The following is a 16,898-nucleotide window of genomic DNA, read 5'->3' as shown; positions in this document are numbered from 1 at the left end:
GATTGATTGAAAGGGTAATTGTTAGAATGAGAGTTATATTTTATCCACCACACAGTAATTCAAACGATTATGTTAAGCTAGCAACAGAAGCATTGGAAAGCAATGATTGTGAAATAATCAATAAAAGGTGGGAAGGAGATCTAAATCTGATTCTCAAATCCATTTTGAGTGTACTAAAGAACAAAAAGGTTATTTTTCATTTTAATTGGTTAGAAGAAAATGCGGCTCATAAAGGAGCCGCTTCATTTGTGAAAAGTCGTTTAATCCTTCTTTTTTTGTATTTATTTCATATTTTAGGAGGAAAAGTGGTTTGGACAATGCATAATGCCAAAAGTCATAATGGAATTAATGCAAGGCAAGATGAGTTCATAAGGTCTTTCTTAAAATGGACTAGCCTTGTAATTGTTCATTGTACGGAATCAGCTGAAATTTTGACTAAAGATTATCATTTCCCGGAAAATAAGATATTATTTGTTCCACATGGTAACTATTGTAAGTCAATAAACAACTATGTTCAGGATAATAATCATAAAGATTCGAAAGTGCATTTTTTATATTTTGGGGCTATTTCCAAATATAAAGGGGTTCCATATCTTATTAAGGCATTTGATTGCGAATACTTACATAACAATGCGGAATTGTTAATCTGTGGGAAGGTTAACAATGATGAACTTAAAAAAAGAATAGAAGATAGTGTTAAAGGGATAGATAACATAAAGCTAAAGCTGCATTTTCTATCCGATGAGGAATTAGGTAGTGCACTTGCAGGCTGTGATGCCACAGTGCTGCCTTATGAAAAAGATAGCATGCAAAATTCAGGCTCGGCAATTATGTCAATTTCAGCTGGAAAAGCAACGGTAATCCCAATCTTTGGGTATATAAAGGATATTGCTGATAAAGATTTTATAATTTCTTATGATTATAAAAATAAAAAAGAGCAGGTCGAGAATTTAAGGAATGCTATGATTGAGTTTTGTGAAAAAAACAAAAAAGATCCAGATTATGCTCATCGGGTGGGCGAAGAAGCCAAAAGGTTTGCCGTTGATGAGCTTGATTGGGATAATATTATGGCAAAAGTTGCTAAAAGATATAATGACTGTTTTAGGGTGTAATTAATGAACAGGGAAGTACTAAAGAATATAAAAGACTCTAATATCGTTTTTGTTACATGTTTTGATTTCATCAAGAGCTTTTATGGTTGGTTTTTGAACTACATAGTTGCAATAATCCCTGTGTGGCATATACGAAAATTATTTTATGTCATATCAGGCATGAAAATTGGGAAAGGGTCAAGAATCGGGCTACGAACAAGAGTAATACGACCAAGTAAGATACAAATAGGTGAAAGAAGCATAATAAATGAATATTGCCATTTGGATGGCCGTGGTGGATTGACGATAGGAGACGATTGCTCAATATCTATTTATTCAAAAATAATCACTGCTTCACATAAGGCTAATAGTAAAGATTTTGAGTATTATGAGGCTCCTGTTAGCATGGGGGATCATGTTTGGATTGGGTGTAATGCAATTATCCTTGATGGATCAATTCTTAATGATGGGTGCATAATTGGTGCTGGAGCTGTAATAAAAGGTACAGTAGAGGAGAATGCAATATATATTGGAAATCCAGCTACTAAAGTTAAAGAAAGGAATAAAGATTTGCAATATCAAATCAATTTTCATCCTTTCTTTAGGTGAGTTTTATTTTATGTGTTGCATTAACCAATGATATTAGGAGAAATTGCATGAAGAAAAACATGGCTTATATACTGGTGGCAAATGTTTTGTATTTGTTTATTGGATTAGTATCAAGTTTTGTACTACCTAAATTTTTATCAGTTGATTCTTATTCATATTTTAAAACATTTACATTGTATGTTGGATATGCTGGCGTAATTCAGTTAGGATATGCGGATGGTATGTATTTATATTACGGCGGAAAAGAGCTGGATGGTATAAATGATAAGACTATCGCAGTTGACATAAATAATTATATTATTTTGAACTTGATAGTTGGATTTTGTATATTTATAGTTTCTGCGATAATGCACAGTACAATTGGAGTTATTGTTTCTATTGCTATGATTTGTGATAATTTCCTGGGCTTTTTTAGATCATTATTTCAAGCTATAGGAGAATTTAAGAATTATGGACTGGCACTAAATATTCAAAAGTTTTCTATATTGATTATACAATTGCTAATAATGTTCGTGTTTCATAGCGATAATTATTTACATTATTCAGCTGTATCAGTTTTTGTAACCTTTGGATGTGCTGTATATTTTTATCTGCAACTGTCGAAAAAAAAGACTATTAGACCTGGGATGCTGTCTTTCCAAAGGGCAATGGAGATGATAAAGCAGGGAATAGTTCTCTTAATTGGTAATTTTGCTAATCTATTATTTACTAGTTTGGATAGATGGTTTATCAAAGCATTGATGGCAAATCTTCAGTTTGCACAATATTCCTTTGCTGTTAGTGCTGAAAGCTTGATCAATGCATTGATTTCTCCTATAACAGTTTCTTTTTATAATGCATTTTGCAAAAATAGTAGTGCAGAATATATTAAAAAATCCAAGCGTATATCTATGATATTTGGAGTATTGGCAATTTCAACTGTTTTTCCAATTGTCTGGGTTACTAAAATTTTCCTGCCTAAGTATACTGACTCTGTTACTCCATTAGTTTTTCTTTTTGGGGCACATTCATTTTATGCAGTGGTAAAGGGGGTTTACGTAAATTTATATAAAGTAAATAAGAAACAGAATAAATACTTATTTCAATTGATAGAACTTATAATTATCGCTACTTTATTAAACACAATATTATATTTCTTTTATAGGAAAATGGATGCATTTGCGATAGCTACATTCTTAACAGCTTTATTGTGGCTTATTATTTGTGAGGTACAAAATCCTAATTATCGCTTTGCTAAAAAAGAATGTGCGTATTTTTTGATAGTAATTTGTGTTTATTTTGCGTTGAATTTTTTCATTAATGAAGTTTTGGGATTCATTATATATATTACGACTGTAATATTAGGCTTAAGGATGCTTTTGCCAGAGGTGTTTGAAGAAATACTGGGTTTGTTTAAAGAGGCATATTTGAAAATAGCTAAGAGGAAATTATCAAAATAAATAGGTCTTAAGGAAATATAGTAAATGCAATAAAAGTGTGCTATTTCAAAGTATGATTGGAAGGAACGAGCATATGAGAGAAAGATTAGTATCTTGGACTGATTATTTATATATTGGCATAGCATTTGCTGTTTTGCTTTCGATGAAAGATGAGTACAGAGATGGCTTTCTAGAAATTATTCTAGTAAGCCTCTTTTTTGTAGTTACAGGGTTAAAAAATAATATTAGTAATTTATTTGCTTTTATTAAAAAGCATTCGATATTCGCTGTGTTGACAGTAATGTGGATGCTATATTTTTTGTTTATTGAACATGCTTCTAATATATCTTACAGGTATTCACTATCCATTTTCTTTATTGTATTTGCTGGATATAGTATTGCAGTTTCGACAAAAGGGGAGTTGTCTGTCGCATTTAATAGACTATGGATGATTCTTTTTGTGACTTTATTGATTGGGACTTTGGATTATTTTGTAGTCCATGATTTTTCTGACAGAATGCATATGGCATTTTTGCATCCTATTGCTGAAGGAAATGCGGCATTGGTATTGGCATTTGTTTCATTATTTTATGTTAAAGACAAAAGGAAAATGATTGCTGGAACGATATTGTCAGCATTAATAATGATAATTGCTCAATTAAGGCATGTTTCTGCTTTATTATTAGTTTTATTGGTGATTTTTGTGGTTATAAATAGGCATGGAATTAAAGCCTTTTTTTGGAATAGTGTGCTACATAATATTAAGGGGCGTATCATGTGGAGCATATTGTTTCTTCTGCTAGTCATTTTGGTATTATTTACATCCATTAAAGGTACTACTATTGAGGTTATTGAAAATCTAATAAATAGATTTGCAGTTATGTTTGCAGCTATAAATAAAGATGTTTATCTAAACTATTATGGTGACAAGGGATTTAGGAACAGAGTAGCTGACCTTGATTTTGCAATAAATGTGTGGAGAAATGGAAATCTTCAACATAGTATATTTGGAGGGGGGATGCTATACACATATAGTATAATAAGGCCTCTTGCAGCATTGTTCCTTGGTATAACTGGTGATACTGCAGGTCCGGTAGAAAACTCTTTTATATCACTTTTGTCCGACTATGGAATGGCTGCTTTTATTCTATATACAAGCTGTTTTATCTCTGCTATTAGCACTTCCATAAAATCAAAGATAAAATCAGTCCGTACAATTTCATTGTTAGTGGCTTTTATAATGTTAGTAAGCGCTTTCTCAGACATGATTTATTGGATAAATATAGCGTTTCTAATTTTTGTTTTGATAGGTGTATACCTAGGAGAGTTAGCGGAATATGGAGAAACCAGGACATTATATCCTGCTCTTGTTTTTGCATTCCTGCTTTCAATATTTATCTATGCTTTACCAATTACTTATTTATGGCTAAGAACAGCAATAATGGTAACTATGGACAACATAGGTGTAATGCCAACAATGCTTGTTTTATTTATCACATTTGCAGTTGTATTGATTATTATTTGGAGTATAAGTTTTCTTCTTGTTTCATTAGTGTTTGATAAAAGAATTATAAAATCCAATGCTGTCACAGTAATCATAAGTACGGTAGCATTATTGCTGTTGCTTACTTGTGGTATGTTTGAAATAATTGCAGCAAAAAAATATGTAATTCCAAGAATCAATGATGAAAAGGAAGTATTAACGACAATAGTAGAGAATGCTGATGGCGAAGTTTATAATGATACTTATCCTTACCTTTATAATAAAGAAATAGGAGGAATAAAGGCATCAATATTTAGTGGGGCTTCGCTTGGTGCACAGAGTAATACTACTGTAATAATGGATGTTAATGATGAGGCTCAGGTACTAACAAATGCCGGGTTCTTATACACACCCATATCTGAGTCAGACGTTGTATATACTAATGATGATTCCGTAATAAAAGAGCTAGAGAGTAAAGGATATCATCTTACCGGTTATTGTACAAAAGAGTACGCTGTTGATCTGGACGATTTAGCTGTAGCGAATGGACTAAGTATAACAGATGATGGGGCTGTTATAATAGATGGACAGGATAAGGATATAGAAAATGGAACTTTGATAGAAATATATCCTGGAAAATATACTGCAACATACGATTTGGCGCTAAGAGATAATAATTCATATGCCGATGACTATCAGGTTTGTACAATAAAACTTACATTAGGTAGAGATAAAGAGACAGCAGGCGAAGTGATATCAATACCGGTTCTGCGCAGTGAATTTGATGAGGAAGGTCATCTGTCTAAATCGGTTATTTTTACGGCAGGAGCTGTTGATTACAATTATCTTTTGGTTATGGATTCTAACGAAAGTTTGGAATTGAAAGCCATAAAATACAGAAGGACACCTGACTTTGATACTCGTCGCGTGTTGAATGGTGATTACAAAGTTGTTCACGAAGAGTATTTTGACTTGGAAGGTAATCCCATAGATATTCCAAATGGTTATCATGGAACAGATTATGAATACAAGGATTTGGGAAACTGGACATCATGTAGGTTTTTTGATTTGAGTTTGAATCCGGTTGCGTCAATAAGCGGTGCTGCTAAAATAGAAAGAGAATATGATGAAGCAGGGAATATAATCGTTGAAAGATACTATGATGTGGAAAACGATCCGATTCTCAATTATGGAGAGTATTGGTATATTGTCAGAGCCTACAATGATAAACGACAGGTAATACATGAAGAGTTTTATGGACTTGATAATGAGCTGATATTAAGACCTGATGGCTACTGTAGCATTGATATACGTTATGATGAGACAGGGGCTATTGCTGGCAAGACATATTATAATCTTGATGGAGAGATTGTAAATGAAGAATGATTGTTATTGTTTGGGATAATGCAAGTTAATAGGATAGGGAAATTATATTAAAGGATGTATGGTTGAAGAAATACTAATGGTTAGGCAAAAGACAAGATATTTGATACGATAGAACTTGAATGTGAAAGAAGTCTGGTAAATATGGTAAGCTAAAAAAGACATACAATAGCCTGAAGAAGATGTATGACAATGATTTTAAACGTGAAAATTTGCTTGGTGAAAATGATGTAGTTGTTGTTGAGGATTCTAAGGCTGGCTATCAATTTTTTAAAAAGGTTTGCGATAATATTGATGTGGGCTGCATAAGTTAATAATAACTAATTCTATGAGGAGGAAGCACTATGGATAATAAGGCTATGTACAAACTGTCGTATGGGTTATTTGTTTTAACTGCTAAAGTGGGTGATAAAGAAAATGGTTGTATCACGAACACTGCAATTCAGGTGGCGTCTGAGCCAAATCAGATTTCTTTTGCTGTAAATAAAGCAAACTATACTCATGATATGGTTATGCAGACGAAAAAATGCAATATATCTGTAATAAGTGAGGCAGCAGATTTTGAATTGTTCAAGCATTTCGGATTCCAGTCGGGAAGAGATGTCAATAAATTTGAAAGCTTTAGTGACTGCAAATATGCTGATAATGGAATACCGTATATCACAAGAGGAACAAATGCTTTCTTCTCAATTGAAGTGGAGCAGACAGTTGATCTTGGCTCTCATACTTTGTTTATTGGTAAGCCAACAGCTATGGAAGTGTTGGATGCTACTCCATCAGCAACCTATAGCTACTATCAGGACAATATAAAGCCGAAGCCTGAAGCTGTAGGAACAACTCCAAAGGGCGAGACCATATGGCGCTGTAAGATATGTGGATATGAGTGGGTAGGAGAGGAACTTCCTGATGATTTCATCTGCCCGGTATGCAAACATCCTAAGGCTGATTTTGAGAAGGTAGTGAGATGATAATGGGGAATTATTACTATAATTGCCCGATATATGGTATTATGTGAAATGGTTAAATGTTACGTCTCAAAGTGTTTTAGAAAAATTAGTAAGAATGCAGATAGATAGAACTTTAAAAAATAAACTTAGAGTAGCCGGACTAATTATTGCATGCAGCATTCTCTGCATGCTTAGTCTGGCTCTTATTTATGCAAAAAAGAACAGTACTCTGTATACAAAATTAGAATTTGTTTTTGACAACAAATATGATGTAAACGGTTGCTATTCAAAATTATACTGGGGTGATGTCGGTAGACAATACAGTGAAGAGAAGGCTTCATACGGCTTTATTAGGGATAATAAATCGATAATAGATATTTCTACAGCAGACGGAGATTATTATAGAATTGATTTTGTTGATTCTGGTAAAAAATTTGGACTTTCTAAAGTCAATGTTTTGTTCTTTGGATTAAGGGTCAGGTCTTATGATTCATTAACATTCATTGATTATTGTATGGATATAGAGAATAGCGGAGTGGAAGACGTTAATGAACAACGTATCTTGGTAAATCCACCGAATGACGATCCCTTAATGTATATTGAGCCTGGTTTTGCTCGGGATATAAGGCTTTCTTTATGTGAGTTTATCATGAATGTAGGTTTTGCGTCAGCAATTTTAATGACGGTTTTGTTGATAATATTGCTATTTATGCCTACAGGCAATGACCAGAGAAACATTAATAATGTATTTAGGGTGCTGATTTCGTTTATTTCTTTTGTTGTGTGGCTTGCATTTTTAGAAGGTGTATATCTTAGGTACTATCTTCTTCAGAATTTTAGGAATGTAGAATTAGGACAAATAATATTCCATATAAATAATTCTCTTGAGGGGACAAATTTTGGTCCTTTTGTTGAGATAGTCGTAACCATAGTCATAATTGGATTTTTATGCTTTGGAATATTTTTTGTGATAGATTTTGTGAAAATCAAAAAATTATGGAAAATGTTCATAGTTGTTCTTCAGTTGGGATACGGGATTGGAGCTATAGCGCTTCTCATATTAACTACTTCAGAAGAATTTGGTATTGCTGATTATTTATCATATGTAGCTGATAGCACAGACATATATGATAATAATTATGTCGATCCTAAAAGCGTAGACATATTATTTCCTGATAAAAAGAGAAATTTGATTTATATATTTTTGGAATCAATGGAATCAACATATGCTGATGAATCGTTTGGCGGGGCCATGAGCAGTAATTATATCCCTGAACTTACATCCATTGCTTCTGATAAAAATTGGTTTTCAACGAGTAATGATATAAACGGGGCAGTAGCCCTTTCAGGTGCAACATTTACGACTGGAGCTATTGTTGCTCAGACAGCCGGAATTGTTGTAAACGAGGCTATAGTTAGTAATAGGATGTTAAACGGTACCTTTGAATATGAGAATGATTTTTTGCCTGGAATATATTCATTGGGAGATATTTTAAAGGAAAATGGATATAATCAGGAATTTATGATAGGTTCAGATGCGAAATTTGGTGGAAGATATTCATATTTCAAAAATCACGGTGATTATGATGTATTTGATTATTATACTGCCATAGACAAGGGGTATATTCCTGAAGATTATTATGAGTGGTGGGGATATGAAGATCAAAAGCTATTTGAATATGCTAAGAGTGAAATTACCAAATTAGCAAAAAAAGGCGAACCATTTAACTGTTCATTACTAACAGTTGACACCCATTTTATTGATGGTTATTTGTGTCCACTTTGCGAGAATGTTTATGATGATCAATATAGTAATGTTATCGCATGTTCCAGTAAACAAGTTGATCAGTTTGTAGAATGGATAAAGTCTCAAGATTTTTATAGTAACACTACAATAATTATTTCAGGCGACCATCCTACAATGGACACTGGATATATTGATGCACAGGGAGTTAATAGTGGATATACAAGGAAAACATATTTCGCTATAATAAACCCTGCGGATCGGTTACAAAATATTGAGAGCGTAGATCGCGCTTTTTCCTCTATGGATATTTTTCCGACAGTGGTAGCAAGTCTTGGCGCTTCTATTTCAGGAGATAGACTGGGTATGGGGACTAACTTGTTTTCCGATGTAGAAACGCTTGTTGAGAAGTATGGAGCGGATTATTTGAATGTTGAATTGAAAAAGAATTCAGCGTATTATTCAGAGAAGCTTACACATAAAAGTAAATAATAAGAATGGTTTTGGTTAAAGGGTAATGAAGAAAAAGAATTCTAATAGAAGTTCATTGTTTGTATATTGTTTTATTTTAATATTATTATTTCCTTTTATAGGAGTATTTCCGGATCATTTTATTAGTTTAGGCGGAGTGACGCAGGATACATCAGTGGAGTCGCCAACAATGGAATCTGTTTTGGAGGGTACGACTCAGTCGGAGGTTAATAATTATATTGAGAATCATTTTTGGGGTAGAAAAACATTAATAAAACTTAGATCTCAATTGCTTTATTCTTTATTCAATGAATCTCCAAATAGTAATGTGCTTATTGAAAAAGATAAATATCTTTTTGAACCGGAATACATATATCGTGAGCTGAATATATATCCGGTATCTGATGAAGCCTATTATGATGAATTAATGGAAAAACTTAATAGAATAGATAAGCTTTGCTTGGAAAATAACAAGGAAATGTATATTTTTATTACTCCAAGCAAAGCATATTTTTGCAAAGATAAGATTTCATCAGAATATCATTTGATGGAAAATGGTGGAGAAAATGACTATTCCAGATTTGTCAGATATCTTTCAAATAGTAATCTAAAGTATTTTGATTCTCATAAGTATATAGATGAACATATTGATGAGATAGATGCGCCGGTGTTTTATTCGACAGGAATACATTGGTCGCAGCCATGGGGGAATAGATGTGCCATAGAATTTAAAAAATATATCGAAGAAAATAGCAAATGGGATTTGTCTGAAGCAACCCAGCAGATAGAGAAATGTAAGAAAAATAAGCCTGTAGCTCCGGATACAGATCTTTATGACAGTTTAAACCTTATTGTTCCTGCCATGAACGATACTTTTTTCAAGTCTAATTTGACAGTGACAGAAGAAAAAGATGTTCCTTCGGTATTCCTAAGGGGGGGAAGTTTTATGGGGCAAAGCCTGTCAGCCCTTGAAAATAATGGGATATTTAATACTGTGGCTCACTATGAAAACAACTACATTTATTTAAATAATGGGGCTGAGGCAAGAACATTTTCTGCTTTTGATGCATATGATGAGTTTGATGATATGGGTGAATATTTATCTAAATCTGACATTTTGATTTTAGAAGTTAATGAAGCACATGTTTCGAGGATGAGTTTTGGATTTATAGATTATCTTCTTGAAAATCCACAGCTACTGACTAATAAATAATAGGGAGTAATTGATTTGTAATGGTCTTTTCATCAATAATATTTGTTTTTGTTTTTTTGCCGGTAGTGCTGATTTCATATTATTTAGCAGAAGGAAGCGGGAAAATACAATTTAAAAATTTGGTTGTTTTAGTTGCTTCTTTGATTTTTTATTCCTGGGGAGGAATGAAATATCTCTTTTTACTTATAGGTTTGGTTATAATTAATTATTTGTGTGGCCTGATGATAGAGAAAAGCAACAGAAAAGGATTGTTTTTGATTTTAGGGCTTTCTGTAGATATCATAGATTTGCTTTTTTTCAAATATATGAATTTTATAGCAGATAATTTAGGTATTGTCTGTACGAAGATTGCAGGCAGAGAAATATCTTTTAATATACCGTCAATAGCATTACCTATAGGTATTTCGTTTTTTACATTCCAGATTATGTCTTATATTATTGATGTTTATAAAGGCGTAGTTCCGGCCCAGAAAAACATTTGGCGTCTTATGCTCTATATAATGATGTTTCCCCAGTTAATTGCAGGACCAATTGTAAGATATAGTGATGTGAATCGTGAAATTGAGAACAGACATACTACATTGGAGATGGCTGAAGCCGGAGTTAAAAGATTTATTATAGGTTTTGCCAAGAAGGTGTTTGTGGCGAATGCTATGGGCGCTATGGCAGATGCTGTTTTTGGTCTTTCTGGACAGTTTAATTCTGTTTATGCCTGGATTGGGGCGATTTCGTATACATTACAAATCTACTATGATTTTTCTGCTTACTCAGATATGGCAATTGGATTGGGCTTGATATTTGGGTTTCACTTTAATGAAAACTTTAACTATCCGTATATATCCGGCAGTATTCAGGAATTTTGGAGAAGATGGCATATTTCTCTTTCTACCTGGTTTAGAGACTATGTGTATATCCCTTTAGGAGGAAACAGAAAGGGTAAAGCCAGAACGTATTTGAACCTTTGGATTGTATTCCTTCTTACAGGAATATGGCATGGAGCAGCATGGCAATTTATTATATGGGGATTGTATCATGGATTGTTTATGTTTATCGAGAGACTGGGATTTGGAAAAGTATTAAAAAGATTACCTGTATGGATTGGAAGAATTTATACTGGCATCGTAGTTATAGTAGGATGGGTCTTTTTTAGAGCGGATAATATTGAAATTGCAATAAATTATATAAAAAATATGTTTACAATTAATTTAGCCGGGTTTAATGTAGATTCAGTGTTGTTCAAATTTACATACTTGTATTATTTTATGTTGATTGTTGCAATTATTGCGTCAACTCCGGTTTTTAGAGTTGCAGAAGAGCGGTTTAAAAATAAACGTTTGGCAAAAGCAGGGTACTTGATTCTGTTTTTTATTACTTTAACGTATCTTGCGGGATTGTCGTATAATCCGTTTATATATTTTAAGTTTTAATAGTTTCTGGAGAAAAGTATGGATTCTTACATTAAGAATATAAAGAGTAAATTTGATGAGGCTTTTAGCCAAAATGCTAAGGTGATCCTTGTTTTTGGGGTGTTCTTTTTCTTTTTGATCATGCAACATCATTTTGTTGGTATGTATTTTGACGATTTTGGTAATTCATCCCTTAGTTACGGATATGATTCCAGTAATATCTCAGGAACAGACTATGGAATAAAGGACCTTCTCGAGTGGGCTGTATTTATTTATCACAATTGGGGTGGAAGAATAATATATGCTCTTATGCTTATTCCACTTCAAAAGAATGGGCCACATTTATTCATGGCGATTCAGGCTGTTATTATTATTTTGACATATATTGTCGCATTGAAGCTTTTGAAATTGTACTATAAAGAAACTAATGATGTGATTGCTGCGATTGTTTTTGTTGTAGGTTATGGAATCCTTAAAGGAGATACATTATCTAACGGGTACTATTGGGCTTCAGCTTCTGTACTCTATGTTTGGCCATTACTTCCGTTTTTAAGCAGCATATATTTCTATGAGAGATTAGTCAATAAAATAAAGAGCGGTTCAAAGATAAGTTTTAAGGATTGGTGGATGTTCATTGTTTTGTTTCCACTTGCAGTATTGTCCCAGGAGCAGCTTGGCGGCGGCTTTTTTGTGTGGGCATTATTTAGAGCCGGTATAGATTTCTTTGCAGGATCAAAGTGGAAAGGCAATATTGTAATAGTTGTTTCTTCATTTGCTCTTTTAGCCATGATGATTTTGGCTCCCGGTAATTTTGCCCGTATGGAATCAAATACAGAGTACTTTGAGATGTCATTTTGGGACAAAATTGTAAATAGCTTTAATATGCTTATGGAGCTGCTTAACCATTCAGATATGCTTTGGTTCAATGTTGTTTTGACAATATTTGGATTGGGCATGATGATGCTACTTTATAATAAAATGAATAAAGTGGCTTGGATATTGGAGATAGTACTTATTATTCCATGTCTCTTGGAAAAGGCAGGAGAATTGTTGTTAAATGTACATATTTCTACAGAAATGAAAAACTTGTTGTTCTTTGTGTTTCAAGTAGTTTTATGTATTGGAATAGTGGAGTTCTTTGTCATATTTAAAATGGCAGAGTTTATTCCAATAATGATGGCGGCTATTTCTTCAGTTTACTGTTTGCTGATAGCGCCAACTTTTTCACTAAGGCAGTGTATACCCTATGTTTTTTTGTCAGTGATTTTTATTAACCTTTTATTTCAAATGTTTATCAATAAGACTACATTGATGAAGATTCCTTTTATTTGGGTTATGCTTCTCTTTTTACTGATTGGGACACTTAATATGATCAGCACTTATCGCAAATACGAGAGGAATTATTATGCAGATTCTTTAAATAGGAGTATACTAAGAAATTATGATGGAAATTCGGATACGATATATCTTCTGGAATACGACAACGAGGCAGGTCGTGGAATGATGTCCTGTGACGAGGGATTTGAATTTACAGATATCTGGATGAAAGAATACTATGATATTCCGCAAGATGTTGAAATAGTGTGGAAGGATATATCAGAATGTTTATCAGAATAATAAGTAGAGGTTGATGGTAGATGAATAGATTGATATGCGTTTTACCGTGCTATAACGAAGAAGAAGTTTTGCCGGAAACATCAAAACGTTTGAAAGAAAAAATGAATCAGTTAATATCTTCTGGCAAGATTGCTAAGAATAGCAGAGTGATGTTTGTGAATGATGGTTCAGCTGATAGAACATGGGAAATTATTAAAAAGCTTCATGATGAAGATAGTCTGTTTCAAGGTGTATGCCTCAGTAGGAATCGCGGACATCAGAATGCGCTTCTTGCCGGACTTATGGTAGCACGTCAAATTGGTGATGTCGTTATTTCAATGGATGTTGATCTTCAGGATGATATAGATGCTATTGATGAAATGCTTGAAAAGTATTTTCAAGGAGCAGATATAGTTTATGGTGTTCGTGCAGAAAGAACAACGGATACATTTTTTAAGAGATTTACTGCGCAAAGCTTTTATAAGTTTATGTCATTACTTGGAGCCAATATTGAGTATAATCATGCCGATTACAGACTCATGAGCAAAAGGGCTTTGGATGGACTGGCTGAATTTGATGAAGTCAATCTGTTTCTAAGAGGTCTGGTCCCCATGGTTGGTTATAAAACGGATAGAGTTTTTTATGACCGTGCGGAACGTTTTGCAGGAGAGAGTAAATATCCTCTTAAGAAAATGCTGCATTTTGCCATGGAAGGAATAACTTCATTAAGTGTAAAGCCTATAAGAATGATCAGTGGATTGGGAATACTAATATTCTTTGTGAGCCTTTTTGTTCTTGTTTATTGTATTATTGGTGAACTTAATGGAAGAACCATTCCCGGATGGACCACTACCGTCATATCTGTTTGGGGTATTGGTGGAATTATTATGATATGTCTTGGGGTGATTGGAGAGTACATAGGAAAGATTTATCTTGAAACCAAGAGAAGACCAAGATATATAGTAGAAGAATATCTTAAGGATGAGGATTAATTTATGTCTAAGATACATACATTTGCAGTCTGTGCATATAAAGATTCTCCATATTTAAATGACTGTGTAGAATCACTTATGTATCAGAGAAAATATAGTGATATTATTATGTGCACTTCAACTCCGGATGATTATATTAAGGGAATAGCTGAGAAACACGGAATTCCTCTGTATATAAGGGAAGGAAAGAGTGATATAGTTGATGATTGGAACTTTGCAGTAAGTAAAGCCAAGACACCATGGGTAACTGTTGCTCATCAGGATGATTTGTATAATAGAAGCTATTCAATTGAACTTGTGAACGCTATAAAAAAGAGACCTGATGCCATTATGGCATTTACAGATTATTACCCAATTAAACATGGTGAAATTACCACAGATTTAAATTCAAGACTTAGAAGATTTTTTAGATCTCCTATGAAAAGCAAGACTCTGTCAGGAATTAAATTTTTTAAGAAATATTGTTTAGCATTTGGTAATTCTATATGCTGTCCTACATGCGCTTATAACAAGGAATTGTGTAGAACCACTATTTTTCAGTCACGTTTAAAATTTGCCTGTGATTGGGAGACGTTTGTTGATCTTGCCGGCACAAAACACCCTTTTCTGTATGTAGATAAGGTTCTGACCTACTATCGTATACATGATGATGCGACGAGTAAAGAATGGACTGAGGATAATAAGAGAAAAGAAGAAGAGATTTATATGTTTAGAAAGTTCTGGCCTGATTGGCTTATTAAGATTGGGTATCAGTTCTTTAAAATAAGCTATAAGACATATGATTAAATAAGATGTAATCATATGTTCCCTGTTTTGGGATCTAAATATGCTTGCACGTTAGAGAGGTTATTGTGAAAAGTACTAATATTGCATGGAACATTATTGAAGGAATAGCAGCTTTTGTTTTTAAAAGCTGCTTTAAGATTGTTGGAAGAGACTATACTGATGAGATTCACGCTGCATTGATGCAGTTCGTGAAGTTTGGAATTGTGGGTGTCAGTAATACAGTAATTTCCTATTTGTTATATACGTTCTCTCTTCTTTTGATGAGAGCTGTAGGGGTTTTTGAGCGCATTGATTATCTAATTGCAACTGTCATAGCTTTTGTACTCAGCGTATTATGGTCATTTTATTGGAATAATAAGATGGTTTTTGTTATGGAAGAGGGCCAGAGCCGCAACTTGTGGAAGGCTTTGATAAAAACATATATTTCATATTCGTTTACAGGATTATTCTTAAATAGTGTATTGATGGTTTTGTGGGTTCAGATTTTTCATATATCAGAGTTTATCGCGCCCATAATAAATCTTCTTGTTAGCGTTCCGGTTAACTTTATAATTAATAAGTTTTGGGCATTTAAGTCAGAAGAAGCAAATTGATATTAATTCTCGAAAAAGTACGATTGGCGGAGTATGAATGAAAGAAAAAAGCGATAATAGGTCTTCTAATTTTGAATTGCTACGAGTGCTGGCAATGGTCATGATCATAATTCATCACATTTTTGTTCATTGCATTAATATTCAGCTTACCGATTATTCATCAATGACCAGGATGGATAATGGATATTTTAATAATCCAATTATTTTTAAAAGATTATGGTTGTCAGATTTTGGATCTTTTTTTGGACCTTTAGGTAATGCGATTTTTGTATTAATATCTGGTTATTTTCTGGTACAAAAAGAAAATGTGAATATGGTTAAGATTTCTAAGAAACTATTGTCACAGCTTGCTTTTGCATCAGTAGCTTTAATAGGCGGATCATTTTTATGGTATAGACTTACAAAACTTGAAGTCGGAAGATATGTAGGTCTGGCAGACATATCCAATTTTAATACCATGTCATGGTATGTTGGCTACTACTTTATGATAATTCTTATTGGTAAGCTATTTCTTAATAGCTGGCTGTCTAAACTTGACTTCAAACAATATTCAGAATTTTTGTTAATTATATTTGCGATGGTAGAATTTGGGTGGACCGGAGCTTTATTAGATGGTTTGATTCCGGGACTACGTACATTGGGCACAGGTATTTTTCTGTATTCTTTTTCGGGATATATTAAAAAATATGATCCATTAAGAAGAATAAAACTGCCATTTATAGTGCTTGGTGGTTTATTTGTGATTTGCTTAATATGCTTATCTGCATATAATGTCAGGTCATTAAGCATGGAGAATTTCGAAAAATTTGGTGGAAAAATATATATCCAGGTGGTAACAGAGTACAGTAATTGGCATGTATTAGTAATAATATCAGGAATAATGCTATTTGAATTATTCAGACGTATGAAAACATTTAGCAGCAGGATAATTAACTTTCTTGGAAGTTCAACGTTTATGATATACCTCATCCATGATAATGGGGTATTCTATAGCCTGTGGGAAAAAACAGACTGGATATATTATTGGTATAATAGTACTGCAACATTTGTAATTAATATTTTAAAGTATGCAGGGTTAACTTTCTTGATAGGCGTAGTTGCTTATATAATTTATTCATGTATTGATAGGGTAATGTATTTGAAAAATAGAACCTAAGATTTAGTGG

13 protein-coding genes are annotated in these 16,898 nt (G+C 33.3%); all 13 read left to right on the top strand.

The features are described 5' to 3' along the window. The first annotated feature begins 2 nt into the window (after positions 1–2). The 13 genes from T501_RS08145 to T501_RS08085 all read left to right on the top strand — a co-directional run bounded on the left by T501_RS08145 (position 3) and on the right by T501_RS08085 (position 16,888). A complete protein-coding gene (locus T501_RS08145; protein WP_155994819.1) occupies positions 3–1,112 on the top strand; it encodes a glycosyltransferase family 4 protein in 1,110 nt (369 codons plus the stop codon). A gap of 3 nt (positions 1,113–1,115) precedes the next feature. Next, positions 1,116–1,700 carry an acyltransferase gene (locus tag T501_RS08140; RefSeq protein ID WP_044914237.1) on the top strand — a complete coding sequence of 195 codons (585 nt, stop codon included), beginning with the start codon at positions 1,116–1,118 and terminating at the stop codon, positions 1,698–1,700. A 47-nt stretch (positions 1,701–1,747) separates the two neighbouring features. Continuing rightward, the gene (locus T501_RS08135; RefSeq protein ID WP_026510177.1) at positions 1,748–3,139 is read left to right on the top strand and encodes an MATE family efflux transporter; all 1,392 of its coding nucleotides are present in this window, start codon (positions 1,748–1,750) and stop codon (positions 3,137–3,139) included. Between the two features lie 73 nt (positions 3,140–3,212). Next, positions 3,213–5,987 (top strand): hypothetical protein, encoded by a 2,775-nt coding sequence (locus T501_RS08130; protein ID WP_044914235.1) that lies wholly within the window; start codon positions 3,213–3,215, stop codon positions 5,985–5,987. Between the two features lie 341 nt (positions 5,988–6,328). Next, positions 6,329–6,952 carry a flavin reductase gene (locus tag T501_RS08125; protein ID WP_044914233.1) on the top strand — a complete coding sequence of 208 codons (624 nt, stop codon included), beginning with the start codon at positions 6,329–6,331 and terminating at the stop codon, positions 6,950–6,952. A gap of 43 nt (positions 6,953–6,995) precedes the next feature. Further along, positions 6,996–9,167 (top strand): LTA synthase family protein, encoded by a 2,172-nt coding sequence (locus T501_RS08120; protein WP_155994818.1) that lies wholly within the window; start codon positions 6,996–6,998, stop codon positions 9,165–9,167. 25 nt (positions 9,168–9,192) lie between these two features. Further along, positions 9,193–10,359, top strand: coding sequence for an alginate O-acetyltransferase AlgX-related protein (locus T501_RS08115; protein ID WP_155994817.1), 1,167 nt, complete (start codon positions 9,193–9,195; stop codon positions 10,357–10,359). A gap of 20 nt (positions 10,360–10,379) precedes the next feature. Further along, the gene (locus T501_RS08110; protein ID WP_044914231.1) at positions 10,380–11,786 is read left to right on the top strand and encodes an MBOAT family O-acyltransferase; all 1,407 of its coding nucleotides are present in this window, start codon (positions 10,380–10,382) and stop codon (positions 11,784–11,786) included. Between the two features lie 18 nt (positions 11,787–11,804). Beyond that, a complete protein-coding gene (locus tag T501_RS08105; protein WP_044914230.1) occupies positions 11,805–13,382 on the top strand; it encodes a DUF6056 family protein in 1,578 nt (525 codons plus the stop codon). Between the two features lie 20 nt (positions 13,383–13,402). Further along, the gene (locus T501_RS08100) at positions 13,403–14,353 is read left to right on the top strand and encodes a glycosyltransferase family 2 protein (RefSeq protein WP_044914229.1); all 951 of its coding nucleotides are present in this window, start codon (positions 13,403–13,405) and stop codon (positions 14,351–14,353) included. Between the two features lie 3 nt (positions 14,354–14,356). Next, positions 14,357–15,139 (top strand): glycosyltransferase, encoded by a 783-nt coding sequence (locus T501_RS08095; protein WP_044914227.1) that lies wholly within the window; start codon positions 14,357–14,359, stop codon positions 15,137–15,139. A gap of 65 nt (positions 15,140–15,204) precedes the next feature. Beyond that, entirely contained in the window at positions 15,205–15,732 is a 528-nt protein-coding gene (locus T501_RS08090; protein WP_242845499.1) for a GtrA family protein, read from the top strand. 37 nt (positions 15,733–15,769) lie between these two features. Further along, positions 15,770–16,888, top strand: coding sequence for an acyltransferase family protein (locus T501_RS08085; RefSeq protein WP_044914226.1), 1,119 nt, complete (start codon positions 15,770–15,772; stop codon positions 16,886–16,888). Positions 16,889–16,898 lie beyond the last annotated feature (10 nt).

The organism is Butyrivibrio sp. WCE2006, assembly GCF_000701985.1.
Lineage (GTDB): Bacteria > Bacillota > Clostridia > Lachnospirales > Lachnospiraceae > Butyrivibrio.
This window is presented reverse-complemented; position numbering and strand designations above follow the sequence as displayed.

Excerpts from the sequence above, each read along its gene's own strand:
- T501_RS08115 (WP_155994817.1), top strand. The coding sequence starts at position 9,193 with ATGAAGAAAAAGAATTCTAATAGAAGTTCATTGTTTGTATATTGTTTT.
- T501_RS08100 (WP_044914229.1), top strand. The coding sequence starts at position 13,403 with ATGAATAGATTGATATGCGTTTTACCGTGCTATAACGAAGAAGAAGTT.
- T501_RS08125 (WP_044914233.1), top strand. The coding sequence starts at position 6,329 with ATGGATAATAAGGCTATGTACAAACTGTCGTATGGGTTATTTGTTTTA.
- T501_RS08110 (WP_044914231.1), top strand. The coding sequence starts at position 10,380 with ATGGTCTTTTCATCAATAATATTTGTTTTTGTTTTTTTGCCGGTAGTG.
- T501_RS08135 (WP_026510177.1), top strand. The coding sequence starts at position 1,748 with ATGAAGAAAAACATGGCTTATATACTGGTGGCAAATGTTTTGTATTTG.
- T501_RS08095 (WP_044914227.1), top strand. The coding sequence starts at position 14,357 with ATGTCTAAGATACATACATTTGCAGTCTGTGCATATAAAGATTCTCCA.
- T501_RS08085 (WP_044914226.1), top strand. The coding sequence starts at position 15,770 with ATGAAAGAAAAAAGCGATAATAGGTCTTCTAATTTTGAATTGCTACGA.
- T501_RS08130 (WP_044914235.1), top strand. The coding sequence starts at position 3,213 with ATGAGAGAAAGATTAGTATCTTGGACTGATTATTTATATATTGGCATA.
- T501_RS08105 (WP_044914230.1), top strand. The coding sequence starts at position 11,805 with ATGGATTCTTACATTAAGAATATAAAGAGTAAATTTGATGAGGCTTTT.
- T501_RS08140 (WP_044914237.1), top strand. The coding sequence starts at position 1,116 with ATGAACAGGGAAGTACTAAAGAATATAAAAGACTCTAATATCGTTTTT.